We start from the raw sequence: 22,212 nt of genomic DNA on the forward strand, positions 1-22,212 counted from the left end.
GCTGCACGGATGGCGCGAGGTAGTTATCGAGTTCCTAGACGCACCGACACCGACACAGGCTGTGATTACCTTTACCCACAGCGGTCGTGCGTCGTGATATCGACGTCGCAGGAGCCGACGGACGACAGTGATGATCATGGATTCGACGACACGTTCGAAACGGGGCGGAAGGACCGGAGCGCCAGCCGGAACGCCGGAGAGACCCTCGCGCCACGACGTCTTCGACGTGTTGCGCAACCGGCGTCGCCAGTGGCTCATCCAGTATCTCCGGCGGAACGGCGGGGACGGCCCGTTCGAACTCGGAGAGCTCGTAGAGCACGTCGCGGCCCGGGAGACGGGGACGACTCGGGCGGAGATCACCGCCGCCGAACGCAAGCGCGTCTACAACGCGCTTCGACAGACACACCTGCCGAAACTCGACGACGCCGGCATGGTGACGTACGACCGCGAGGCGAACCGAATCGAGTTCGCGGCGGCGACCCGTTACGCCCACCGATATCTCGAACGCGCGCCCGGAACGGACGTGCCGTGGCACCGGTGGTATCTCGGCCTCTCGGTCGCGGTGACCGCGGTGATCGCCGCACATTGGCTCGAGATCGCACCGCACGGCGGCGGCTCCGGCAGCACGATCGCCGGCATCGTCCTCTCGCTCTTCGTGATCACGGCCGTCGTCCACGCGGTCGAGACGCGGACGGTACGCGGACGGATCGGCGACCGACTGGAGGTGACCAACGGGTGATGTACAGACGAATCACCGCAGGCGCGTTCGCGTTCGCGCTGGTGCTGGCGCTCGTCGCGAGCGGCGGCTTTAGCGCGGCGGGAGTGGACAGAGACGCCTCGATCACCGTCGTCGGCGACGACCGAGCGGCGGTCGGCGTACAAGCGTGTCACCTCCCGAACCACGCGGGTCGGGGGGTGAGCGGCGGCGACAATGGCGATCCATCCGGGAACGAAAACGGCGGTCAGGCGAACCGCGTCACGCCGATCAGCGTCGAGATCACGAACCGTCTCGGAGCCGAACTCACCGTCCGAGAACTCACGGTGAACGGCGCGATCGTCAACAATCGACCGTACGCGATGACGATCGCTCCCCACGGGAGCGAGCGCGTCACGGTTCCGGTTCGGCACGAAGCGAGCGAGGTGACGGTGGTCGTCTCGGCGAACGGCGTGAGCACCCGGGTAACGGTCTCAGAGATCAGCAGCGACGGGTGTCCGTTCCACGTGGCCGCCCCGCCGGTCACGGAAGGTGAAACGGGCGGCGACGAGTCGGGTGGAGCCAACGGAGGAAACGGCGGACACAGTCGAGAGAACGGTAGCGGTCAGGGCGGCGGTCAAGGCGACGACACCCGAAACGGCGATCCGCCGGGCAACGACTAGAGCCCGAACCGCCGCCTCGCTCAGACCGTCTCGACGTCCGGGTCGATCCCGGCGTCTCCCTCGCGTAGTTTGAACTTCTGAACCCTGCCGATCGGGTTCTTCGGTAGCTCGTCGACGAAGTAGTACTTCCGCGGCCGCTTGAACTCGGCGACGGCGTCGCTCTCGACGAAGTACGCCTCCAGATCGTCGGCCGCGAGATCGTCGTCGCCTCAGCGTCGTTGACGATGTACTCGATCTCGTCGGCCGGGAGCCGGAAGTTCAGCGGCGTGAAGACGGCGCCGATCTTCGCGCAGGCGTACACGGAGAGGGTCATCTCAGAGCCGTTGTGCAGCACCGTCGCGACACGGTCGCCCTTCTCGACTCCCAACTCGAGTAGCGAGTTTGCCAACCGATTGACCCGGTCGTTGAACTCCCGATAGGTCCATCGCTGCTCCTTTCGAGGGGAGACGATCGCGTCGGCATCGGGGTAGCGTGCGACGGTTTGCTCCAGCGTGTCGCCGATCGTAGCGTAGTGTGCCATCGTAGGCCAGGCTATCTTTGTTCAAGGGGAGAATCCCGTTGTTCACGACGAGCGTGAATCGGACAACGCCGACACGAACCTTGTTCAACAGCAATACGGATAGGTACGTAGAATCGTTAGGTACCATGACGTACACCGAAGCGGTCAGACCGCCCACTCAAATGCACAATATCGGGACTCCGAGGCCCAGAACGTTCGAGACACCCTCCCGAACCGCTGTGGTGTCTCCGTCAAGATACCTCCGAGTCCCCAGCCGGGAGAGGAGTACCGGCGGTGTGGCCCCGCCATCGGCCCGTCATGCCGACAGCTCCTAAACCAGCAAACATCCCAACCCAGCGGTGCGGTGCCGTGGGAAGCCTCGCCGGCTACCGCGAGGAGGAGGACACGTCTACCGTGCCCGGGCACGACGACGCCGATCGGGCCGTGTGCCTCGATGCCTGCGTCGGCTGCTGTTCTCGGGCAGCGGGGTCGTCGGCCAGGAGTCCACATCGCCGTTAGGTGTCGGTCGCGAGGCGATCGAGCCCGGCGAAGGCGGCCGACAACAAGACGAGCAACACCACCGCCAGCAGGAGGACAGTCGAGACGACGCTGACGAGCGGGTCGAGGCTCTGCCGGAGCGAGTTCCAGGCCTGGACCGGGACGGTCCGCGTATCTGGCCCCGAGAGGAACAGCGCCATCACGAACTCCTGGAGGCTGACGATGAACGCGACCAGGGCGGCCACCAGCAGGCCCGCACGAACCTCCGGAACGACGACGGAACGGAACGCTTGGAACCGGGAGGCCCCGAGGTCCATTGCGGCCTCGTGGAGCCGCCAGTCGAAGCGTGCGAACGCCGACTGCGCGACCGAGAAGGTCAATGGCACGGCCCACAGCGAGTGGGCGAGAACCAGCGCCGCATAGCTCTGCTGGAGTCCAAAGCGGCTGAAGAATGTAAGCAGCGTTACGCCGATGATCACGCCGGGGACCAGTAGTGGGAGCACGACCACCCCGACCACCACCGTCTGTGTCCGGCCGGTGTACTGCCGGACTGCGAGGGCAGCGGGCACGCCGACGAGGAGCGAGACGAACATTGTCCCGGACGCGACGAGCACGCTGTTCACCAGCGACCGGAGCCAGATCGGCGAGTCCAGCAGCGCTGCGAACCACCGCAAAGAGAGTGATTCCGGGGGGACGGCCATGGTTACCGAGGCGTCGAACGCGGTAACGACTACGATTGCCAGTGGCGCGACGAGGAATGCAAACAGCAGGGCGACGAGCGCCTGAAAGCCTAGGGATCGGACGCGTGCCAATCCGGACGACTCAGCCAAGCAGATCACCCGCGTCGAATCGCCAGAGACTGGCCATGAGCGTCGTCAGCACCACCGCGACGGTGACAACCGCGAGCGCGGCAGCGGGCGGCCAGTCGAACTCCGTCAGCAACAGCTGTGAGATGAGGATGGCGGTCGTCTGCTCGCTGCCTGAGCCGAGCAGGAACGGACCAGGGTACGCCCCGACCGACCACGTGAAACTGATGATGGCCGCAACGGTGATACCGGGCCGAACGTGTGGAATAACCACCTCGCGGAACACTGCAAAGCGGTCGGCACCGAGGTCTAGGGCAGCCTCGACGAGTCGCTCGTCCAGCGTCGAGAGCACCGCGTACACCGAGAGGATAGCGTACGGGATAACGATGTAGAGCTGCCCAATGACGGCGCCCGGGAGGTTATCGATGAGCAACAGCGGCTCGGCGAGTGGCCCCGCTGTGAGCAGCTCGTTGAGCACGCCGCGTGGCGAAAAGACGAGTACCACCGCGAACAGCTTCACGACGATGGTCGTGAACAGCGAGAGGACGGCCCCACCGAGCAGGAGCGTCCGAGCGGGGCCGGTGGCTCGCCACGTTGCGTAGGCATAGACGACGGCGATAGCGACGGCGAGCACCGTAACCAGGACGCCGAACAGGATGGTGAACCTGAAGATCTCGTAAACGAGCGGGGTTTCCAGGAGGTAGCGGTAGCCTTCGACCGACCACGTTCCCTCGGCGAAGGCCCCGCCGGTGGCTCGCTCTGCGAGGCTGAGACGGATCAGGTACCCCATCGGCACCAGAAACACGCTGACGTCGAGTACCAGTAACGGGACCAGTAGGGCGACCGCGCGCCAGCGTGAGGGGACCGCTGAGAGGCGGCCACGCCAGGACCCTGGCACGCTCAGCGACACCGCTCCCCCGTGCTATCGAAGTAGACCGCTTCGCTCGGCTCGAACTCGACGACGAACTCGTCGCCGACTGACAGCGTCCTCGCGGCTCTGACCGGTCGCTCGACGAACAGCGTCGCGTCTCCGACCGAGAGTCGAACCCGGACGTGCGAGCCACGATGGACGGTCTCGGCTACGCTTCCTGTCACGCGTACTGCTCCACTCCCGCCGTCACCGACACGGGGATTCACACCCGCCAGCGCTTCGGGGTCGCTCCCGACGGCCAGGCGCTCGGGCCGCAGCGAGACGCTGATCGAGTCGCCTACCCTTACCGACGCGTCGATGGGAGCACGAAACGAGACGCCGAGCGGTGTCTCCAAAAGCGGGTGGTCGCCGGCCGCCGCAACCTCACACTCGACGAACTTTGTGGTCCCGAGAAACGACTCGACGAACCGGTCAGTCGGGTCCTGATATACGTTCTCGGGGACACCGACTTGCACGAGTTCACCGTCACTCATCACGCCCATCCGGTCGGCCAGGGTGAACGCCTCTTCCTGATCGTGGGTGACGTAGAGCATCGCGGTCCCGATCCGCTCGTGGATCTGTTTCAGTTCCAGTTGCATCGTCTCGCGCAGGAGCCGGTCGAGGTTCGATAACGGCTCATCGAGCAACAGCAGATCCGGGTCGACAGCAAGCGAACGGGCCAGCGCCACCCGCTGTTTCTGTCCCCCTGAGAGCTGTCCGGGCGTACTGTCGGCGTACTCACTCATCTCCACAAGTTCGAGCGTCTCGCGCGCCTGCTCGTGGCGCTCCGCCCGGCCAATTCCGGCCATCTTTTGGCCGAACGCGACGTTCTCGAGGACAGTCTTCTGCGGGAACAGCGCCCAGTCTTGGAACACCATCGAGCATGCCCGGTCGTACGGGGGATGCTCTGTCACGTCGGTGTCGCCGAGCGTGATGCGGCCGCAACCCGGGCGTTCGAACCCGGCAATGGTCCGCAACACGGTCGACTTCCCGGAGCCACTCGGGCCGAGCAGGCAGAACAGCTCGCCCTCCTCGATGCAGAGAGAGACGTTTTCGACGGCGGTGAGGTCGCCGTAACTGACGCTGAGCCCCTCGAGTTCGAGCATCATCTTAGTTGTCCTGTACGAACGTCCGGAACCGGTCGCTCATCTCACCGGAAAACTCGGCGACACGGGCGAAGTTCTGGAACGCCACCTGGTTGAGTTCCTCGTCCGTTATCGGGAGCTTCTCGGCTGTCTGGTCGGGATACTCCGTCTCCTCGTTGGAGAATCCGAGGCTGAACTCCGCGGCGTAGGCCGACTGTATCTCCGGGTCGAGCAGGAAGTCGATGAACTCCTCGGCCATCGGCTTCCGGTCGGTCCCGCGGACGATCTGGTAGTAGTCGATGTAGCCGGTGGTCGGTTCGGGTACCGTGACGCCGATGGGATACTCGTCGGTCGTCTGTGCTCGCTTCAGCCCGTAGGCTAAAAAGTAGTGGCCGACGTCGGCGAGGCCCTGGCCAAGCGCCGTCCAGAGCTGCTGGGTGCCCTGGTAGAACGTCGCGACCGGCAGCTCCTCAAGGGTCTCGAAGAGGGAGTCCATATATTTCCGGTCGTACACTTCGTCGGCCAGCGGCTCGTCGTTGCGCAGCAGCGCCGACATCATGAACAGTTTGAGCCAGAAGTCACTCGGCAACGCGAGGTTCTCGGCCTGGGACGATTGGACGTCGGCCCAGGACTCCGGCGTCCAGGAGGCGGTGTCCTCGTTGTAGACGTACGCGTGGACCCCGTACGCGACTGGAACGCCAGTCTCGGACATCTGGTACGACCGGAGCCGTGGCTTGATCGCCCCGGCGTTCGAGAGGTTGTCGTACTCGACGGGCTCCCAGAGGTCATCTTGCCCGCCGAGGTAGTTCGTCCGCCCGACACCCACGGTGACGTCGAACGGCGGGTCATCTTCGGGCGACTGGCGTATCTTCGAGAGTATACCTTGCCAGTTCCCGATCACTTCGAGGGTGTTACCGGTCCGGTCCTCGTACCGAGGCTTGATTACCTCCTTGAAGACCGTCTCGTTGGTGCCGCTCCACGCCGACACACGGAGAGTATCGCCGCCAGTTGATCCCGTCAGGCCAGCGCAGCCACTCAGTGCAGTTACGGTCGCTGCACCGCCGGCCAAGACGGCCCGTCGTCCGACTGCTCGCCGCCGGCTCGGGTCTTGATCTGCCATCACGTTTCATTGGGGCGAGAATGAATAAATCATCCGTCCGAGGCCACAGAATCGCCGGGTTCCAGTAGGTCGATGCACACTTCCAGCGTCGACTCCGGGACCGAAACCGCCGCCAGGAATCCGCGTCTGCAATGCTGGAGCGGGCGCCCACCCTCGCTCGGGCGCGATCGGCTTCGTCGAGCGATATCGGGCCGCGCGCGTTGTTGTTTCACGAAGCTACACGGACCGAAAGCTGGCCTCGGCACTCACGACTCACAATCTATCCATAGTGGATGTGCTTATAGCGTCTATCGGGCCTTCTCGTTCCGTTATAGCTCGTCCAGCATCTGGATGCCGCGCTCAACGACCGCGTCGGTCACGAAGAGGCTTGTCTCACGCTGGAGTGCCCGCATATGGGACGCCGCTTCGTCTCTGTCGAGCAATCCGCGGCCGTACCCGAGAGCGATGACGCCGATGGAACCGTGTACGTCGACGCCCGCGTCAGATGCTGCCTCTCGGGCTGCGAGGTCGTCGGTCAGGAGAACGACTCCCCGCTCTTTTGCGACCGCAATTGCAGCGCGTTCCCCGGCATCCAGTTCTTCCGCTCCGATTCGGCTTTCGTCGGCCTCGACGAGTTCGTACGAGAGGGCGGCCAGCCCGTCCGGAACACCACCGGCCTCGATTTCCTTGTAAACCACCTCTGGAACGATGAGCGTGTCAAACGCCGAGAGCAGTTCGAGCGAATCGATTTCGGCGAGATGAATGAGCGGTCCGGCGTCAGAAACGGCCGCGAGCGTCACGCGTTCAGGCCCCAGTCGACGTCCTCCTCGACGACCTCACGCTCTCGTTCCGCCCGCTCGACTTTCGTCCGGCCGACGTGTTCGATGGCTTCCTCGCGGTCGAGTTCGTCATCGAGGTACTGTGCGAGCACGAGGTCCTCCCACAGGTCTTCGAGACCGCGTTCGAGTGCCTGTTCGAACACTTCAGACTCCGGGAGGCCCCGAGTCTCGGCGATTTCTCGAACGCGGTCGGAGATTTCAGCGGCCATACTGTGTGATTGCTCGGCAACGTTCTTAAATCCGTGTCTGCCTGATCGTGGGGAGACCTGACTGGGGCCTATGTCTACCGTGGCCACACCCAGATGCCCTTAGAGACGCTTTCTACCGTCAAAAATAGGGGCCTCTGCACTCATAGGGCTCGTCACCGCCGGCTGCCTACACCGACTCGGGAGGAGCGCTCGTCATTGGCCGGCGAACCGTACGCGCGGAGAAGTAAAAAGGCCTCAGTCGTCGGTCGGCGTTTCGAGCGCCCCCGGGGCGTCCTCGGGGTGTCGATCGAACAGCGGGCTCTGTCGCCCGGGGACGAACGTGTTCAACAGGAGCGCCGACAGCGCCGTCACGATGACGGGCTGGCCGAAGAACGTCTCAGCGGCTTGGGGGAGCCCGGAGAGCGCGTCGGGGCGGGTGGAGACACCGAGGCCGAGCCCCAAGGCGACGGCCATGATGACCATGTTCCGGCGGTTGAGGTCGGTATGGAGCATCACCAATCGGGCCCCGCTCGCGGCGACCATCCCGGCCATGAGCAACACGGCCCCGCCGAAGACGGCGCTCGGGATCGTCGTGACGACCGCGCCGATCTTGGGGCTGAGCCCCAGCGCCGCGAGAATGACGCCGCCGATTCCGACGACGTAGCGGCTCATCACGCCGGTGAAGCTCACGATACCGACGTTTTGGGAGAATGAGGTGATCGGGAAGGCGGCGAAGAGCGCGCCGACGGAGCTGCCGAGGCCGTCGGTGAAGAGGCCGCCGCGGAACTCCTCGTGGGTGGGGTTTCGCCCCTCGGCGGCGGTGACGCCGGACATGTCGCCGACGGTCTCCATCGCGGAGACGAGAAACAGGAAGGCGAACGTGACGATCGCGACCGGATCGAACTCGAAGCCGAACCGGCCAGGGGCGGGCACGGAGAGCCAAGCCGCCTCGGCGACGCTCGAAAAGTCGACGAGACCCATGCCCAGGGCGGCGACGTAGCCGACGACGATGGCGACGAGTACGCTGAGCAGTCGGGTGACGCCGCGAGTGAACAGGTTGAGTGCGACGGCGACGCCGAGCACGAGCGACGCCAAACCGATGTTGTACATCGCGCCGTAGTCGGCCGCGCCGACGCCGCCGGCAGCGTAATCCATCGCGACGGGGATGAGATACAGCCCGATGATGACGACCACGAGACCGGTGACGAGCGGCGGGAAGAACGGCTTGACCCGTTTGAACTGCCAGCCGATGAGCCCCTCGACGACGAAGCCGGTGACGAGGATCGCGCCGAACACCGCCGCCAGCCCCGCGCTCGCGCCGATACTCGACGCCGCCCCGACGAAGGTGAAGCTCGATCCCATCACGATCGGCAGTTTCGCCCCGACCGGACCGATCGTGTACGACTGTACGATTGTCGCGAGCCCCGAGAAGAGCAGGACCATCTGCACGAGGTAGGCGGTGTCGCCCGCCCCGAGCCCGACCGACCCGGCGACGATGAACGCGACCGCAGTCGCCGGGACAATCATCACCGCGACGTGCTGTAACCCCAGCAGGATCGATTTCGACAGCGGTGGCTTATCCTCCAGCCCGTATTCGAGCTGAATCCGCCCGTCCGTATCTGTTGACATCTATGCTCGGCATGTGCGATCCCCCACACATAATGCTTGCGTGAATGAGCTTATATACTCGAAATAAAAAACAGAATTATGCACAAACATGTTCAATAAATCGTGACTTCGCCGTCCTCGACGGTGATGTCGACGAGGCTCGTGGCCTCGTGGTCGGTGTCGTCGAGTGCCGACTCGCCGACCTTCCGAATGACGACGACGATGTCCGCGATGTCGGCCCCAATATCGTCGAGCGCGTCGCAGATCGCGGCGAGCGTCCCACCGGTCGAGAGCAGGTCGTCGACGATGAGCACCCGATCGTCCGGCTCGATGTCGTTGATGTACATCTCCGATTCGGAGTAGCCGGTCGTCTTGTGGAGCGACACTTCGTTCTCCAGCCCGTAGGAGCGCTTCCGGATGACGACGAGGGGGATGTCGGTCTGCAACGAGAGCGCGGTCGCCAGGTGGATCCCCATGGCCTCGGGGGCGACGATCTTGTCGACGTCGAGATCCGCCGCGCGCATCACCTCGACGACGACCTCGCGCAACAGCCCCGGATCGAGCACCGGGACGCCGTTGCTGATCGGGTGAACCATGTACTCGTAGCCGTCCTTGTCGATGATCGGGGCCTCGTGCAGCGATTCGTACAACAGCTCCATGGTGACCGTTCGCCGACGGGGCACAAAGGGGGTTCGTTCTCCCGTTCGGGCGGTGTTCAGATAAGGATGAAGAGTGAGGCGGTACGTTTTTTTGAGTGTCTATGTCGAAAAACGCCCGCCTCAACGGCTATTTGGACGAGATTGACTTAGAGTTTGTTGAACGAGAAGCGACACCACGATTGCTGATGAAGCTCAGTATTCAGCTCCATCTTGCTGGACTATCACTTTCGAATACTGTTTCTATCCTTGAGATATTTGGTGTCGAACGCGCTCGATCCACCGTACATAACTGGGTTCACAAAGCTGAGTTACAGCCGAGATCAGGACAAAATCCGGATCACGTTGCGGTTGATGAGACTGTGATCCGACTCAACGACGAGCAGTATTGGCTGTATGCTGCTGTCGATCCTGAAACAAACGATTTACTCTATACAAAGCTTGAACCGACGACAAACAGGGTAATCGCTCACGCATTCTTTGCCGAGCTTCGTGAGAAACACGACGTAGAAGACGCTGTGTTTCTCATCGACGGCTCACACTCGCTGAAAGACGCTTGTCGTCGTCATAGTCTCGATTTCAGATATGAAAAGCATGGAAATCGGAACAATGTTGAACGTGTCTTTCGAGAAATAAAACGACGAACTATCAGTTTCTCAAACTGCTTCAGCAACGCCAAAGCAGAAACTGCCAACGATTGGCTTCAATCATTCGCCTTCGCATGGAATCAGCTTATCTGAACACTACCCCCGTTCGAGAGCATGGATTTATGTGTATAAACGCGGTACCATACATCATGGGGGGTAGTGAAATCCACCGCTGCCGACGATGCGGTTTCGAGGCGCCGTCGGACGCCGAGGGATGGGGATCCGTCCATCACCCGCCGCTCGGGGAGTTGACGCAGTGTCCGGAGTGCGGAAGCACGGATACGATCACGCTCTCGTAGTTCCGGCGTCGTGTTCAGTATTCGATCTGTTACTCGATAGCGTCGAGCGCGCCGGCGACGACGAGCGGGAGCGTGATCGTCGCGTCCGCGTACACGGAGACGTTTCTGGCTCCTTTCTTGAGTTTCCCCCATGACCGAGCCTCGTCGAGCGTCGCCCCCGAGAGGCCGCCCGTCTGCGGCGGGTCCATCGTCAGTTGGACGGCGTAATCGTACGCGCCGGGCGTCACGAGCATCGTCTGGAGGACGTAGTTCTTCGGGACGCCGCCGCCGACCACTATCGCCGCCGTCGAGTCGGCCCCGTAGGCCAGATCGTTCAGCGGCGACATGTCCGCGAGCGCGTCGAGCGAGAAGCCGCTGACCTGCGAGCGAAGCCACGCCTGCAGCCCGAGGACGGAGTCTTGAATCGCCGGCACGTGGACCGGTACATCGTGTTCGTACGCCGCGGCCGCGATCCCCGCGTCTTCGTTGATCTCCTCGCGACCGTTCACCTCGGCGTTGGCGCGGCCGAGTTCGCGCGTGAACTCGGCGATCGAGACGACCTCCTCGCCGATCGCGTCGAACACCTCCGTTCGCAGGTGCTTCTCGAACAGGGTGAAGTGTTCCTGCGGGAGGTAGACGTTGTAAATCCGGTCGACGCCTTCATCCCTGAGCCGTTCGTCGAACTCCCGCTCGCCATAGTCAGGGTGGTCGTGCGTTCCGTGGTGGTGTTTCCCCCCGATCGCCTCGATCGAATCGTGGGTCAGGTTCGCCCCGGTCGTCACCAGCGCGTCGATGTGGCCTTCACGCACGAGGTCCGCGACGATCGCTCGCATTCCTGCGGGAACCATCGCGCCGGCCAATCCGAGAAAGACCGTCGTTTCTTGGCGGTCGAGCGCCTCCGCAGTCACGTCAATCGCTTCCGCAAGGTCCGCCGCGCCAATACCCGCATTGCCGTACTCGGCGGCCAGTTCGGCGACGGTCATCCCCGCCGAAATCCGTGCGTGCCCGATCGGGTCGTGATCGAACGCCTCCCGCGCTGGAGACGAGTCGTGTCCGTCGGTCGCGTCGTCGGTCATTGTGGACCCCTCGACTGGCGGTCGGTTAAGTTCGCCGTTCTCTTGTCCTCGTTGGGTGTGTCGGCCGCGCTTCGGTGCGGACCACGCGACTCAAGAATTCGACCGATACTGTCCCCTCGCGGTTGATTTTCGGCGGCCAATGGGGAGTCTTTATTACCGTTCGGTCAAAGACCCACCTTGATGGCAGAGCCCGGTGCCGACAGGCGGGAATCCACCGACGGACGCCGGACGGACGGGGTCGATCCGATGACGCCCGGCCGTTCGAGATCCGGTGGTTTACCCACGGCGTTCGACTCCGACGACCCGAACGGTGTCGTCGGCGGTAGATACGCCGACATGGGACCGTTCGCCGACAACACGGGCAAACGCGACGTTCAGATACTGTGCGAGTTCACCGAAACGGACGACGGCTTCGCTACCGAACCTCCAGCCATCGAGGTCGCCACGGTGCCGACCGTCGTCACGGAGTCGTCCGGCGGCACTCCCGGCCGGAGGTCCGGTTCGGACGGCAACTTCGGTGCGACACGACAGCTATCTGTGCTGGTTGGACCCCGATCTGAGTGCGTATCGAGGTGCGGTGACCGCCGGACGATACGAGCCGGCCGGCACTCGGATGGGACAGTACCCGTGGTGGGACCACGGAACACGGTGATTACTAAATGAGTAGAGACGACGACTCCTGTGGCCACGGCAGTTGTGGCTGCGGGGACAACGACAACACAGCGGACGAATCGTTTCACCCGATGGGTGCCGATTACGAAGACGAGATGCGGGAGATGCTCGACGACACCGAGTACGACACCGAACTCGGCATGGACATGGCCGAAGATTCCATGCGCCTCATCCAGGGTGAGATCTCCGAGGCGGAGTTCCACGAAAAATACAACGACGCGGTCCTCGAGGAGTTCGACGTCGACGATCGGCCGACCGTCGACGCATTCGAGGAAATGCACGCGGACGACGAGGAGAGCATCTTCGGCAAGCTCACCGGCGAAGGCGGTATCGCCGACAAGCTGGCGAATCTCGACACCGAGATGAACCAGAGCCGACGGGACACGATGAAGAAGATGGGTGCCGGGGCTGCGGCACTCGGTCTCGGCGGCGTCGCCTCTGCGCAGAGTTCCGGCGACCCGAAGGACGACGAGTACGGCGCGAGCCCGATCGACCAGACCGAGACGGACGTCCAGATGGGTATGGTCATCGACCTCGAACGCTGTGACGGCTGTCTCGAGTGCGTCGTCGGCTGTATCGAGGAGAACCAGACTTCGACGGGCGCCAACTGGATGTACGTCCTCGCCTACGAGGACGAGAACACGGAGCAGGAGAACCTCCTCGTTCGCCCGTGTCAACACTGCAGCAACGCGCCGTGTGAGAAGGTCTGTCCGGTCCGCGCGCGACACACGCGAGAGAAGGACGGTATCGTCCTCACGAACTACGAGGTCTGTATCGGTTGCCGATACTGTCAAGTCGCCTGCCCGTACGGTGTCAACTACTTCCAGTGGGGCGAGCCCGACGTTCCGTACGACGAGCTCCCCGGCTCGGAGAACGACTACGAGCAGCTCAAACAGATGCCCGACGAGGAGCGCAACCAGCAGCTCGTCGAGACCAACGACCACATCCACGACGGGCGGGGCCAGTGGAACGACATGCGCCCCCCGCAGGGTGTCATGGGCAAGTGTACGTACTGTCCGTCGCGACAGGACGGCCACCAGGGCGAAGAGAAGGTCGGAACGACTGCCTGTCAGGATGCCTGCGACGCGGCCGGCATGAGCGCGATCCACTTCGGGGACATGCACGACCCCGAGAGCCGACCCCAGCAGTTCCTGCGCCAGCGCGCGGAACTGGAGTACGAGCAGGACACCGAACTCGACAACGGCGAGGAGTGGGGCGAGACGGTCACGCCGTGGGGGAAGCTCTCGGCGTTCAAACTGCTCGAGGACCTCGGTACAAACCCGAACGTCGTGTATCTGGGTAACGAACCTGGACCGGACGCAGAGCAGGTCGAAGGGCCGGTCACCTACGAACAGATCGGCGTCGAGGACAACCGGAAACACCACCTCGATCAGTTCACTTTCGGGACGGGTGATGACTGATGTCGTCGCAAACACCTTCCGTCGACGACATTGTTCGCCCGATGCAGAGCACCTCGAAGGGATACTACATCGTCTTCGCGGTCGCCAGCGTCCTCGCGCTCATCTGGTTCGGTCTCTGGTCGATTCAGCTCCAGCGCGGACTGGCGGTCACGAACCTCGCCGACTGGGGCTCCGCGGGTGGCGTCACCTGGGGTCTCTACATCGGCGCGTTCATCTGGTGGGTCGGGATCGCTCACGGCGGGATCATCCTCTCGGCCGCGGTGCGGCTGTTCGGGATGAAGCGATACCTACCGGTCGCCCGTCTCGCTGAACTGCTCACGATCGGCGCGCTGAGCATGGCGGGACTCTACATCGTCATCCACGTCGGTCGACCCGACCGGATCGTGACGAGCGTCGTGCAGGCGTACCCAGTCACCGTTCACCAGTCGCCGCTGGTGTGGGACGTGACGGTCATCACGATGTACATGGTGATGACGCTCACCTACCTCGGACTGACGATCAGATACGATCTCGCACGCATTCGCGACGATCTGCCGAACATCCTCGAACCGGTGTACAAAATCGCGACGATCGGCTACTCGGAAGCCGAAGACGAGGTCGTCGAACGGATCGTCTGGTGGCTCGCGCTGGGCGTCATCGTGATGGCACCGCTGTTGCTCCACGGTGGGGTCATCCCGTGGCTGTTCGCGCTGTTGCCGTCGATGCCCGGCTGGCAGGGCGCCATTCAGGGGCCGCAGTTCCTCACGATCGCACTCACGTCGGCGATCGCCGGCGTCATCATCCTCGCGCTCGTGCTCCGGCGCGCCTACAACTGGTATCACATCCTCACTGACGACGTCGTCCGCGGGTTGACGCTGTGGCTCGGGCTGTTCGGGCTGCTCTTCCTGTGGCTGCAGCTCCAGCAGGTCATCACCGGAGTCTACGCCGCGCCGCTCGACCAGCGGGCGCTCGCACACGCGAAGATCTCTGCGCCGGCCTACCAGTTCGCGATCGGTGTCGTCGTCCTCTCGATGGCGTACATCTTCGCGCAGGCGGTCAACGCGGACTTCTTTAGCGTCCGACGATCGCTCGCCGCATCGCTGTTGATGCTCGCCGGCACGCTGACCGAGAAGGTGCTCTTCGTCTTCGAGGGACTCGAGTACCCGACGTTCGACATGTACTACAACACGCCGGGACACTACTTCCCGAGCCCCATCGAGCTCGGCTCGCTCATCGGCACGATCGCGATATGTGTGCTCTTCTTCCTCATCGTTCTGAAAGCCGTCCCGGTGATCGAACTGCACGCGATCGAAGAGCTCCGTGGCGAGGGCCACGGTCACTCGGAGGCTGATGACTGATGGCAGACTTCGACATCTGGCAGGTCCTCTACCCCGGTACGTGGGTCATCTTCGGCATCATCGGCCTGCCGATCTACACCGCGATCCTGGGGTGGTTCCTCGGCAAACCCCGCGACTTCGGTAAGGCGCTGATGGCGCTGACGTATCTCGTCGGCTTCATCGTCTCGATGTGGACCGGTCTCTACATTCTGACGCTGCTCATCGGCATCGTCTTCCCGCCCGCGATGTAGGCGGGCCGCGGTCCGACCTTTCCGTTCTCGTTCTCTCGTATCGTCGCTGAGCCCCACCGTTCCCCACCGCCCGAAGATAAAGTGTCATAGGTCTCCACGCCCTAGGACGGCTGATCAGATGACGGAACCCGAATCGGAACTCGAAGCGCAGCTCCGGGAGGTCGAAGATCCCCTCGTCGGCGAGGACATCGTCACGATGGGCTTAATAAACGATGTCACGATCGACGACGGAACGGCATCGATCTCGCTCGCGTTCAACACCCCCTTCGCGCCCGCAGAACTCGAACTGGGCGACGCGATCAGGGCGGCGGTCAAGGACGTCGGGCTCGAACCGGACCTGTACGCTCAGGCCGGCGAGGAACACGGCTTCGACGAGGAGGTCATGCCGAACGTCCGAAACGTCATCGCCGTCGCCTCCGGGAAGGGCGGCGTCGGGAAGACGACGGTCGCCGCGAACCTCGCTGCCGGGCTCGAACAGATGGGCGCGCGCGTTGGCTTGCTCGACGCCGACATTCACGGGCCGAACGCGCCGCGCGTCCTCCCCGTCGAGGACGATCCGGGCGTCACGCCCGACGAGAAGATCGTTCCACCGACCGCCGACGGCGTGAAGGTGATGAGCATGGGCTTTCTGCTCGGCGAGGAGGACGACCCGGCTATCCTCCGCGGCCCGATGGTCAACAACGTGATGACGCACTTCTTCGAGAACGTCGAGTGGGGCGCGCTCGACTACCTCGTCGTCGACCTCCCGCCGGGGACCGGCGACGCCTCCTTGGACCTCGTCCAGACGCTCCCCGTCGCCGGCGTCGTCATCGTCACGACGCCCCAGCAGATGGCCGTCGACGATGCCCGGAAGGGGCTTCGCCTCTTCGAGAAACACCACACCCCCGTGTTGGGGATCGTCGAGAACATGAGCCTGTATCACTGTCCGAACTGCGATGACGTCCACGATCCGTTCGGCCGGGGCGGTGCGGAGGAGATCGCCGAGGCCTACGAGGTCGATCTCCTCGGACAGATCCCGATCCACGAGGACTTCGGGGCCGACGGTACGGCCTCCCCGGCAGTCAAACTCGAGGACAGCCCTGTCCGAGAGTCCATGATCGAGTTGATCGATACGATCGCTGATCACGTCGGCGAGGTCAACCGCCGCAAGGTCGCCGGGATGCTCGAGGTGGGTCGCGAGGAGAACCGGAGCCCGGTCGACGACTCGCCGCAGGGCGGCACTCCCGGTTCCCAAGGGCCGCCCCGAGGCGGTCAGCAGGGCGGTCCGGGGCCGAAGCTGTAGCCCGATTCGTCAGAACGGTCGTGGTGTTCGTTTCAGTTGTACTCTCGCCACCGATAGCCGCACTCCTGGCATTTGAAAAACCGCGTCGGCGGTTCGTCGGCCGCGCCGGTCTGTTTGATCGCATACCACGCCTTCTCGTGGCCACATTTGTCGCAGATCACGTCGTTGGCGGTCGGTTTCCCCTCGAAATCCGCGTCCGGCGAGGACTCGATCACGTCGTCGTCGGTCTGGGCCTCCGTGCTGACGAACGACTCGGCGCGCGCCGCGTCCTTTCGTTGGACGGCACCGCACGACGAACAGATCATCTCGTCGCCGTCGGCGTGCGTCAGCGAGCCGCAGTCGTCGCAAAACTGCATAGCGGACCTTCGGTCGGCCCGTGCAAAAGCCTGCGGTCTCAGCGCTACTGGGCGTCGGAAACGACGGATTCCTCGCGGTGGCGCTCGACGACGGGGCAGTTTCGAACGCGAAAGGAATCGACGCCGACCAGCTCGACGATCTCGGTTCCAGGGTTCGTGCAGGCGGTCTCGGGCGGTTTCGAAAAGTACTCACAGGTCGCACAGTAGCGCTCTTTCGGCACGACTGTCTCGGCCTCCGTCGCCCCGTTCAGGGCGGTTGTCAGTTCGTCGCTCCCGTCGCCCGCCTCGTCGATCGCCGCCCACACGTCTGCCTTGTCGACGGGATCGATCTCCATCTCCTCGAACGGGTCGTCGGTTTCGATCCCCGCGGCGTCGATGTCGTCCAGTTCGGCGAACGGATCGCTACCGTCGAATCTGCCTCTCACGATCGATTCGTCGCTCGGTCCGTCACTCATCGGTCGCCTCCGCTCGATCCGGTTCGACGACCAGCGTCGGTGATCCGAGCCAGCCGAGGAGTGAGTCCGGCGCGTCGAGGCGGTCGACCCGTCGATCGCAGTGCGGACACGCCAGCTCCGAGAGGAGGCCGATCCGGACCGATTCGCCGCAGCCGCCGCAGTCGGCACTCGCGGTCCCGAGCCGATTCGCTGCCCGCTGTAGCTCGGCCAGTTCGGCCTCTGTGGCTGCGTCGTCCGCCGCGATCCGCTGGCGGGCGACGACGGTGCGAGCGAGCCGATCGAGCTTGTCGTCAACCGTTTCGAACCGTCCGTCGATCGACGCGACCGTCTCGGTGATCTCGTCGAGTTCGCCCTCCAGTTCGTCGATGCTTTCGGTCGTCACCTCCAGGTCCTCGGCGAGCGTATCCAGCCGATCCAACGGTGTTCGAAACTCGTCGTGAGAGTGTTCGGCGGGGGCTCGCTCCTCGACTGCGTCACGCAACTGGAGAACGCGCTCGCGAAGGTCCTCGACGTTGTTCGTGATCTTCGCGTCGAGCTCGGTCGTCCGCTCCGTGGCTTCGGTCAACCGCTCGTCGAGCGTCTCGAACCGGTGATCGACCTCGCTCAGCACGTGGTCGCCGTCCTCGGCCGACCCGAACAGTGGTCCCGTCCCGTTCGCGTCGAACGATGCGGCCGTCCGATGCGTCTCGAGCAGTTGGACGAGCAGCGCCTCGCGCTCGATCCCGAGCGCGGCCGCTCGCTCGTCGAGCCATTCGTGTAACGACGGCGGAAGCGCGATCGACAGCTCGGAATCGCCGGCCGATTCGGTATCCATCGACGAGTAGTACGGCGGACCTACTGTTAAGGGTTCGGCCGATTCAGCGCTCAGAACGATCGTCTCTGGTGACCGTTCGCGAAAACGCGTCGGACGCTCACCTGATCTTTCGGACATCGCTGATGTCGAATCCGGCGTCGCTGATCTCTGTTTCGAAGCGAACGATATCCTCTGCTTCGATGCGCGAGAGCACCCCGCGGAACTGTTTTACCACCATCGTCCGCCCCCGCGTCGAGCCGCCGCTTTCCCACTCGAACAGGAGCGTTCCGTCCGCGGCGTCCACCAACTGACCGTGCCGCTGCTCGTCGAGCGACTCCCGGTTGACGTGGACGAGCACCATCCCACCCCACTCAGCGGCGGCGCGGGAGATCCCCTTCAGGAGAACGGGTACGTCCTCACCCGTCAGATCGTCGCCCGGCGAGTCGATGAGGTCGGCGATCGAGTCGAGGATAACGAGGTTGCCGGGCGCGTGCTCGGTCAGGGTGTCCCCGAGCGCCGCCGGGACGCTCTTTCGATCTCCGCCGGTGCCCAACTCCGATATCAGGTTCGCCTGCTCCGTGTACCACGCCCGCGGGACCGGACTGAGGTGGAAGTACTCGGCCGAGAGATCGTGAAACGTGACGCCGTCGATAGCCGCGTCGACGATCTCTTCGTCCATCGCCAGCGTCATCTCCGACTGGAGCTGTCTTTTTTCGGCGGTGAACGAGAGATAATGTACCTCGGGCGGGACGCGCACGTCTTCGGGGAGCGATCCGTAATACAGTTCGAAGAGCTCCGGGTCGCGCTCGACGAGTCCGTTCATGAGCGCGGTCGTGTAGACGAACTCCCGGGCTCCGGCCCCGGCCTCCCCGGAAAGCAACACGACGCTTCCGGCCGGCGCACCGCCGTCGATCGTCGTATCCAATCGACGGATTCCGAAGGGGATCCGATCCATACGCGCCCTCTCGGACGCGACACGCTTAAACGGTCACTGGATTTCGGTGATCCGTGCGCCATCGTTTCGGGGGCGAACGACCCGAACCCCTCCGTCCACGCCGATCGACGAGAGGGCGGCGTCGGCCGCGTCGCGTGCATCGCCCGCCAGCGATCGGTCGGTGACGCCGTACACCGCGGGGCCCCACGAGGACTGGCCGACGCCGCGAACGGCGGGGGAGTCGGCCAACTCGTCGATGAGTCGTCCGGCGGGCGGTCGGTAGACGCCGCCTTGTTCGTCGGCGTACCACGCGCCGTTGAGACGACCGAAATCGCCGACCGTGTCTCCGAACGCTTCGAGCCGCCCCTCGGCGGCGGCCGGGAGTAGCCGACGGATGAGCAGCGTCGCGAGCGAATCGGCGATGGACGGATCGGCATTCTCGACGACGCTCCGCATGCTCTCGTCCTCGGTTTCGCCGCTTCGTCCCTCATCGGCATCGGGGAGGACGACCAGAAACCGCCACTCCTCGGGAAGGTCGTGTCGCGCCGTGATCGCCGGGACGGTCCACTCGCCGGCTGGCGGCGGGGCGGTGGTGAACCGCTCCGTCGGATGGCCCGCGTCGACGACGAATCCGCCGTGTTCGAAACTCGCGACCCCGACGCCGCTCCGACCGCCGCGGTTGAGCGATGGAGCCAACTCCCGAACGCTCGCTGGCTTCCCGTGTGCCCGCGCGACCGCGGCGAGCGTCGCGAGGGCGGTCTGCGTCCCGCTCCCGACGCCGACGTGTCTCGGGAGAGCATCGACCACGTCGATCGAGACGCCGTCGACGCCGAGCAGTTCGCAGCTCCGTTCGGCGTACGTTCCGACGAGCGTATCGGGACAGTCGATCCCGACTGCGGGCTCGGCTTCCAGGGCGACTCGCGGCGACTCGAGCGCCACACCGACGCCACCGTACAGCCGCTCGTGGGCCAACGAGAGGTTTTGAAACCCCACGTGTAGTCTAGCACCGACGTCGACGCGAACGCGCATTGGCGGCCGTACGCGGACGGGACGGTTGTGCGTTTCGACAGCGTGTTCCGGTTGCCGTAACCGTGTTTACAGATCTCGGGATCGACCGAGGTGCAACAACTCGCCGCCGCACTCCTCGCACCTTCCCGGAGCAGCGTCCTCGACTCGGGCGCCACATTTGAAACATTCGTGCATTTTTACAGCTGTTTGTACATCACTCGGCCTCATATTTCTCACTATAGTTTCGATACTGATGACCCTACGCCTAATATGCCTAGTAGTGTGTAAACATTTATTGCGATGATGGTGGACGAACGAACAGTCTCTCACCGCCGACCCCTCGTCCCACGGTGTGGGTGAGATGCGGGTGATTAAGTCGTTCGGCATCTTGGCACACGTATGGGCCAGCAGACTCCACCTAAACGGGAGCCGGGCGATTACGGGAAGGACGAGACGCTTCGAAGCCGCGACGTGACCGAGGGCCCCGAACGCGCCCCGCATCGGGCGATGTTCCGGGCGATGGGGTTCGACGACGAGGATCTGGCCTCTCCGATCGTCGGCGTGGCGAACCCGGCGGCGGACATCACACCGTGTAACGTCCACCTCGACGACGTGGCCGACTCGGCGATCGAGGGAATCGACGAGGCCGGCGGGATGCCGATCGAGTTCGGCACGATCACCATCTCCGACGCCATCTCGATGGGCACGGAGGGGATGAAGGCGTCGCTCATCAGCCGCGAACTCATCGCCGACTCCGTCGAGTTGGTCTCCTTCGGCGAGCGGATGGACGCGCTGGTGACCGTCGCGGGCTGCGATAAGAACCTCCCCGGGATGATGATGGCCGCGATCCGGACCGACCTTCCCTCCGTGTTCCTCTACGGCGGCTCGATCATGCCCGGCCAACACGACGGGCGCGACGTGACGATCGTGCAGGTGTTCGAGGGCGTCGGTGCGTACGCCCAAGGCGAGATGAGCGGCGAGGAACTCGACGACCTCGAACGGCACGCCTGTCCCGGAGCCGGCTCCTGCGGCGGCATGTTCACCGCCAACACGATGGCGTCGATCTCTGAAGCCCTGGGGCTCGCGCCGCTCGGCAGTGCCTCCGCGCCGGCCGAAGACCACGAACGCTACGCCATCGCCCGACGGGCCGGCGAACTCGCCGTCGAGGTCGTCGAGGCCGATCGACGCCCCTCCGACATCATCTCGAAGAAATCCTTCGAGAACGCCATCGCACTCCAGACCGCGATCGGCGGTTCGACGAACGGCGTGCTCCACCTGCTCGCGCTGGCCGCCGAGGCGGGCATCGACCTCACGATCGAGGAGTTCGACGAGATATCCCGACGGACGCCGAAGATCGCCGACCTCCAGCCCGGCGGCTCGCGCGTGATGAACGATCTCCACGAGGTCGGCGGCGTGCCCGTCGTCATCCGACGGCTGCTCGATGCGGGGCTGTTCCACGGCGACGCGATGACGATCACTGGTCGAACCATCGAGAAGGAACTCGCCGTCTTGGAGGACGAGCACGGTCTCCCTGCGGACGACGAGATCGAGGCGGACTTCCTCTACGCGATCGACGACCCGAAGGAGGAAGAGGGCGCGATCAAGATCCTCAAGGGCAATCTCGCGCCCGAGGGCGCGGTGCTGAAGGTGACCGGCGACGACGAGTTCTACCACGAGGGACCCGCCCGGATCTTCGAGAACGAGGAAGACGCAATGGCCTACGTCCAAGACGGGGAGATCGAGTCCGGCGACGTCATCGTCATCCGCAACGAGGGCCCGAGGGGCGGCCCCGGAATGCGCGAGATGCTCGGCGTCACCGCGGCGGTCGTCGGTGCTGGCCACGAGGACGACGTCGCGTTGCTTACCGACGGGCGGTTCTCGGGGGCGACTCGGGGGCCGATGATCGGTCACGTCGCCCCCGAGGCGTTCGTCGGCGGCCCGATCGCCGCCTTGGAAGACGGCGATCACGTGACGGTCGACATCCCCGAGCGGAGCCTCGATGTCGACCTCTCTGAAGACGAACTCGACGCGCGACTCGACGCGCGCGAACAGCCCGAACCCCCCTACGACGGCGGCGTGCTCAGGAAGTACGGCGACGCCTTCGACTCGGCGTCCAACGGCGCGGTCACGAACCCCGGCATCAAGCGCGACGAGTGAG

At 64.2% G+C, this 22,212-nt stretch carries 25 protein-coding genes and 1 pseudogene; 10 read left to right on the top strand and 16 right to left on the bottom strand.

Going from position 1 to position 22,212, the window contains the following annotated elements:
- Positions 1 to 136 precede the first annotated feature (136 nt).
- Together DM868_RS07135 and DM868_RS15455 are read left to right on the top strand one after the other, a co-directional pair.
- The gene (locus DM868_RS07135) at positions 137 to 739 is read left to right on the top strand and encodes a DUF7344 domain-containing protein (protein WP_137276175.1); all 603 of its coding nucleotides are present in this window, start codon (positions 137 to 139) and stop codon (positions 737 to 739) included.
- Positions 739 to 1,377 carry a hypothetical protein gene (locus DM868_RS15455; protein WP_137276176.1) on the top strand — a complete coding sequence of 213 codons (639 nt, stop codon included), beginning with the start codon at positions 739 to 741 and terminating at the stop codon, positions 1,375 to 1,377. Before DM868_RS07135 ends, DM868_RS15455 begins: the two co-directional genes overlap by 1 nt.
- Before the next feature lie 196 nt (positions 1,378 to 1,573).
- Here DM868_RS15455 and DM868_RS15460 read toward each other — a convergent pair.
- From DM868_RS15460 to hpt, 9 genes and pseudogenes are all read right to left on the bottom strand, one after another.
- A pseudogene (locus DM868_RS15460) lies at positions 1,574 to 1,897 on the bottom strand (AMP-binding protein); the annotation flags it as partial.
- Between the two features lie 494 nt (positions 1,898 to 2,391).
- Positions 2,392 to 3,075 carry an ABC transporter permease gene (locus DM868_RS07150; RefSeq protein ID WP_137276407.1) on the bottom strand — a complete coding sequence of 228 codons (684 nt, stop codon included), beginning with the start codon at positions 3,073 to 3,075 and terminating at the stop codon, positions 2,392 to 2,394.
- A 121-nt stretch (positions 3,076 to 3,196) separates the two neighbouring features.
- On the bottom strand, positions 3,197 to 4,078 hold the full coding sequence (locus DM868_RS07155) for an ABC transporter permease (RefSeq protein ID WP_137276177.1): 882 nt from the start codon (positions 4,076 to 4,078) through the stop codon (positions 3,197 to 3,199).
- 2 nt (positions 4,079 to 4,080) lie between these two features.
- Positions 4,081 to 5,199, bottom strand: a complete 1,119-nt coding sequence (locus DM868_RS07160; RefSeq protein WP_137276178.1) for an ABC transporter ATP-binding protein — start codon at positions 5,197 to 5,199, stop codon at positions 4,081 to 4,083.
- 1 nt (position 5,200) lies between these two features.
- Positions 5,201 to 6,295 (bottom strand): ABC transporter substrate-binding protein, encoded by a 1,095-nt coding sequence (locus tag DM868_RS07165; protein WP_137276179.1) that lies wholly within the window; start codon positions 6,293 to 6,295, stop codon positions 5,201 to 5,203.
- A 308-nt stretch (positions 6,296 to 6,603) separates the two neighbouring features.
- Complete coding sequence (locus DM868_RS07170; RefSeq protein ID WP_137276180.1) at positions 6,604 to 7,074, bottom strand: nucleic acid-binding protein; 471 nt, start codon at positions 7,072 to 7,074, stop codon at positions 6,604 to 6,606.
- Positions 7,071 to 7,322 (bottom strand): hypothetical protein, encoded by a 252-nt coding sequence (locus DM868_RS07175; RefSeq protein WP_137276181.1) that lies wholly within the window; start codon positions 7,320 to 7,322, stop codon positions 7,071 to 7,073. Before DM868_RS07175 ends, DM868_RS07170 begins: the two co-directional genes overlap by 4 nt.
- A 234-nt stretch (positions 7,323 to 7,556) precedes the next feature.
- Positions 7,557 to 8,930 (bottom strand): uracil-xanthine permease family protein, encoded by a 1,374-nt coding sequence (locus DM868_RS07180; protein WP_137276182.1) that lies wholly within the window; start codon positions 8,928 to 8,930, stop codon positions 7,557 to 7,559.
- Between the two features lie 92 nt (positions 8,931 to 9,022).
- A complete protein-coding gene (gene hpt, locus DM868_RS07185; protein WP_137276183.1) occupies positions 9,023 to 9,568 on the bottom strand; it encodes a hypoxanthine/guanine phosphoribosyltransferase in 546 nt (181 codons plus the stop codon).
- A 101-nt stretch (positions 9,569 to 9,669) separates the two neighbouring features.
- On the opposite strand from hpt, the gene DM868_RS07190 reads away from it, so the two are divergent.
- Both DM868_RS07190 and DM868_RS15075 read left to right on the top strand, forming a co-directional pair.
- A complete protein-coding gene (locus DM868_RS07190) occupies positions 9,670 to 10,305 on the top strand; it encodes an IS6 family transposase (RefSeq protein ID WP_137276184.1) in 636 nt (211 codons plus the stop codon).
- A 56-nt stretch (positions 10,306 to 10,361) separates the two neighbouring features.
- Positions 10,362 to 10,511, top strand: coding sequence for a hypothetical protein (locus DM868_RS15075; protein ID WP_170964448.1), 150 nt, complete (start codon positions 10,362 to 10,364; stop codon positions 10,509 to 10,511).
- Between the two features lie 29 nt (positions 10,512 to 10,540).
- Here DM868_RS15075 and DM868_RS07195 read toward each other — a convergent pair whose 3' ends face one another.
- Positions 10,541 to 11,566, bottom strand: a complete 1,026-nt coding sequence (locus DM868_RS07195; protein ID WP_137276185.1) for a deoxyhypusine synthase — start codon at positions 11,564 to 11,566, stop codon at positions 10,541 to 10,543.
- Between the two features lie 180 nt (positions 11,567 to 11,746).
- Here DM868_RS07195 and DM868_RS07200 point away from each other — a divergent pair, with 180 nt between their 5' ends.
- From DM868_RS07200 to DM868_RS07220, 5 genes are all read left to right on the top strand, one after another.
- The gene (locus DM868_RS07200) at positions 11,747 to 12,229 is read left to right on the top strand and encodes a hypothetical protein (RefSeq protein ID WP_137276186.1); all 483 of its coding nucleotides are present in this window, start codon (positions 11,747 to 11,749) and stop codon (positions 12,227 to 12,229) included.
- Positions 12,226 to 13,659, top strand: a complete 1,434-nt coding sequence (locus tag DM868_RS15465; protein ID WP_137276187.1) for a 4Fe-4S ferredoxin N-terminal domain-containing protein — start codon at positions 12,226 to 12,228, stop codon at positions 13,657 to 13,659. The genes DM868_RS07200 and DM868_RS15465 overlap by 4 nt, the downstream gene beginning before the upstream one ends.
- A complete protein-coding gene (nrfD, locus tag DM868_RS07210) occupies positions 13,659 to 14,996 on the top strand; it encodes an NrfD/PsrC family molybdoenzyme membrane anchor subunit (RefSeq protein ID WP_137276188.1) in 1,338 nt (445 codons plus the stop codon). The genes DM868_RS15465 and nrfD overlap by 1 nt, the downstream gene beginning before the upstream one ends.
- On the top strand, positions 14,996 to 15,226 hold the full coding sequence (locus DM868_RS07215; protein WP_137276189.1) for a hypothetical protein: 231 nt from the start codon (positions 14,996 to 14,998) through the stop codon (positions 15,224 to 15,226). The genes nrfD and DM868_RS07215 overlap by 1 nt, the downstream gene beginning before the upstream one ends.
- Before the next feature lie 118 nt (positions 15,227 to 15,344).
- Positions 15,345 to 16,508: an Mrp/NBP35 family ATP-binding protein gene (locus DM868_RS07220; RefSeq protein ID WP_137276190.1), complete on the top strand. Its 1,164-nt coding sequence runs from the start codon at positions 15,345 to 15,347 to the stop codon at positions 16,506 to 16,508.
- 32 nt (positions 16,509 to 16,540) lie between these two features.
- On the opposite strand, the gene DM868_RS07225 is transcribed toward DM868_RS07220, so the two are convergent.
- The 6 genes from DM868_RS07225 to DM868_RS15710 form a co-directional block, all read right to left on the bottom strand.
- Positions 16,541 to 16,864, bottom strand: coding sequence for a transcription factor S (locus DM868_RS07225; protein WP_137276191.1), 324 nt, complete (start codon positions 16,862 to 16,864; stop codon positions 16,541 to 16,543).
- A gap of 44 nt (positions 16,865 to 16,908) precedes the next feature.
- On the bottom strand, positions 16,909 to 17,319 hold the full coding sequence (locus DM868_RS07230) for a hypothetical protein (protein WP_137276192.1): 411 nt from the start codon (positions 17,317 to 17,319) through the stop codon (positions 16,909 to 16,911).
- Positions 17,312 to 18,133, bottom strand: coding sequence for a hypothetical protein (locus DM868_RS07235; RefSeq protein WP_137276193.1), 822 nt, complete (start codon positions 18,131 to 18,133; stop codon positions 17,312 to 17,314). Before DM868_RS07235 ends, DM868_RS07230 begins: the two co-directional genes overlap by 8 nt.
- Positions 18,134 to 18,230: 97 nt before the next feature.
- The gene (locus DM868_RS07240) at positions 18,231 to 19,067 is read right to left on the bottom strand and encodes an RAD55 family ATPase (RefSeq protein ID WP_137276194.1); all 837 of its coding nucleotides are present in this window, start codon (positions 19,065 to 19,067) and stop codon (positions 18,231 to 18,233) included.
- Positions 19,068 to 19,100: 33 nt separating this feature from the next.
- Positions 19,101 to 20,075 (bottom strand): beta-ribofuranosylaminobenzene 5'-phosphate synthase family protein, encoded by a 975-nt coding sequence (locus tag DM868_RS07245; protein ID WP_137276195.1) that lies wholly within the window; start codon positions 20,073 to 20,075, stop codon positions 19,101 to 19,103.
- Between the two features lie 66 nt (positions 20,076 to 20,141).
- Positions 20,142 to 20,555: a rubrerythrin-like domain-containing protein gene (locus DM868_RS15710; protein ID WP_342776373.1), complete on the bottom strand. Its 414-nt coding sequence runs from the start codon at positions 20,553 to 20,555 to the stop codon at positions 20,142 to 20,144.
- Here DM868_RS15710 and ilvD point away from each other — a divergent pair.
- Positions 20,454 to 22,211, top strand: a complete 1,758-nt coding sequence (ilvD, locus tag DM868_RS07255) for a dihydroxy-acid dehydratase (protein ID WP_137276197.1) — start codon at positions 20,454 to 20,456, stop codon at positions 22,209 to 22,211. The two genes, DM868_RS15710 and ilvD, sit on opposite strands and share 102 nt — an antisense overlap.
- The last annotated feature ends 1 nt before the right edge of the window (position 22,212 follow it).

It is taken from the genome of Natronomonas salsuginis (assembly GCF_005239135.1).
GTDB classification, from domain to species: Archaea; Halobacteriota; Halobacteria; order Halobacteriales; family Haloarculaceae; genus Natronomonas; species Natronomonas salsuginis.

Excerpts from the sequence above, each read along its gene's own strand:
- DM868_RS07180 (WP_137276182.1), bottom strand. The coding sequence starts at position 8,930 with ATGTCAACAGATACGGACGGGCGGATTCAGCTCGAATACGGGCTGGAG.
- DM868_RS15710 (WP_342776373.1), bottom strand. The coding sequence starts at position 20,555 with ATGCGGGGCGCGTTCGGGGCCCTCGGTCACGTCGCGGCTTCGAAGCGT.
- DM868_RS07195 (WP_137276185.1), bottom strand. The coding sequence starts at position 11,566 with ATGACCGACGACGCGACCGACGGACACGACTCGTCTCCAGCGCGGGAG.
- DM868_RS15465 (WP_137276187.1), top strand. The coding sequence starts at position 12,226 with ATGAGTAGAGACGACGACTCCTGTGGCCACGGCAGTTGTGGCTGCGGG.
- DM868_RS07175 (WP_137276181.1), bottom strand. The coding sequence starts at position 7,322 with ATGGCCGCTGAAATCTCCGACCGCGTTCGAGAAATCGCCGAGACTCGG.
- DM868_RS07245 (WP_137276195.1), bottom strand. The coding sequence starts at position 20,075 with ATGCGCGTTCGCGTCGACGTCGGTGCTAGACTACACGTGGGGTTTCAA.
- hpt (WP_137276183.1), bottom strand. The coding sequence starts at position 9,568 with ATGGAGCTGTTGTACGAATCGCTGCACGAGGCCCCGATCATCGACAAG.
- DM868_RS07150 (WP_137276407.1), bottom strand. The coding sequence starts at position 3,075 with ATGGCCGTCCCCCCGGAATCACTCTCTTTGCGGTGGTTCGCAGCGCTG.
- DM868_RS07160 (WP_137276178.1), bottom strand. The coding sequence starts at position 5,199 with ATGATGCTCGAACTCGAGGGGCTCAGCGTCAGTTACGGCGACCTCACC.
- DM868_RS07220 (WP_137276190.1), top strand. The coding sequence starts at position 15,345 with ATGACGGAACCCGAATCGGAACTCGAAGCGCAGCTCCGGGAGGTCGAA.
- DM868_RS07230 (WP_137276192.1), bottom strand. The coding sequence starts at position 17,319 with ATGAGTGACGGACCGAGCGACGAATCGATCGTGAGAGGCAGATTCGAC.
- DM868_RS07235 (WP_137276193.1), bottom strand. The coding sequence starts at position 18,133 with ATGGATACCGAATCGGCCGGCGATTCCGAGCTGTCGATCGCGCTTCCG.
- DM868_RS07215 (WP_137276189.1), top strand. The coding sequence starts at position 14,996 with ATGGCAGACTTCGACATCTGGCAGGTCCTCTACCCCGGTACGTGGGTC.
- nrfD (WP_137276188.1), top strand. The coding sequence starts at position 13,659 with ATGTCGTCGCAAACACCTTCCGTCGACGACATTGTTCGCCCGATGCAG.
- DM868_RS07240 (WP_137276194.1), bottom strand. The coding sequence starts at position 19,067 with ATGGATCGGATCCCCTTCGGAATCCGTCGATTGGATACGACGATCGAC.
- DM868_RS15455 (WP_137276176.1), top strand. The coding sequence starts at position 739 with ATGTACAGACGAATCACCGCAGGCGCGTTCGCGTTCGCGCTGGTGCTG.
- DM868_RS07135 (WP_137276175.1), top strand. The coding sequence starts at position 137 with ATGGATTCGACGACACGTTCGAAACGGGGCGGAAGGACCGGAGCGCCA.
- ilvD (WP_137276197.1), top strand. The coding sequence starts at position 20,454 with ATGGGCCAGCAGACTCCACCTAAACGGGAGCCGGGCGATTACGGGAAG.
- DM868_RS07190 (WP_137276184.1), top strand. The coding sequence starts at position 9,670 with ATGTCGAAAAACGCCCGCCTCAACGGCTATTTGGACGAGATTGACTTA.
- DM868_RS07225 (WP_137276191.1), bottom strand. The coding sequence starts at position 16,864 with ATGCAGTTTTGCGACGACTGCGGCTCGCTGACGCACGCCGACGGCGAC.
- DM868_RS07165 (WP_137276179.1), bottom strand. The coding sequence starts at position 6,295 with ATGGCAGATCAAGACCCGAGCCGGCGGCGAGCAGTCGGACGACGGGCC.
- DM868_RS15075 (WP_170964448.1), top strand. The coding sequence starts at position 10,362 with ATGGGGGGTAGTGAAATCCACCGCTGCCGACGATGCGGTTTCGAGGCG.
- DM868_RS07200 (WP_137276186.1), top strand. The coding sequence starts at position 11,747 with ATGGCAGAGCCCGGTGCCGACAGGCGGGAATCCACCGACGGACGCCGG.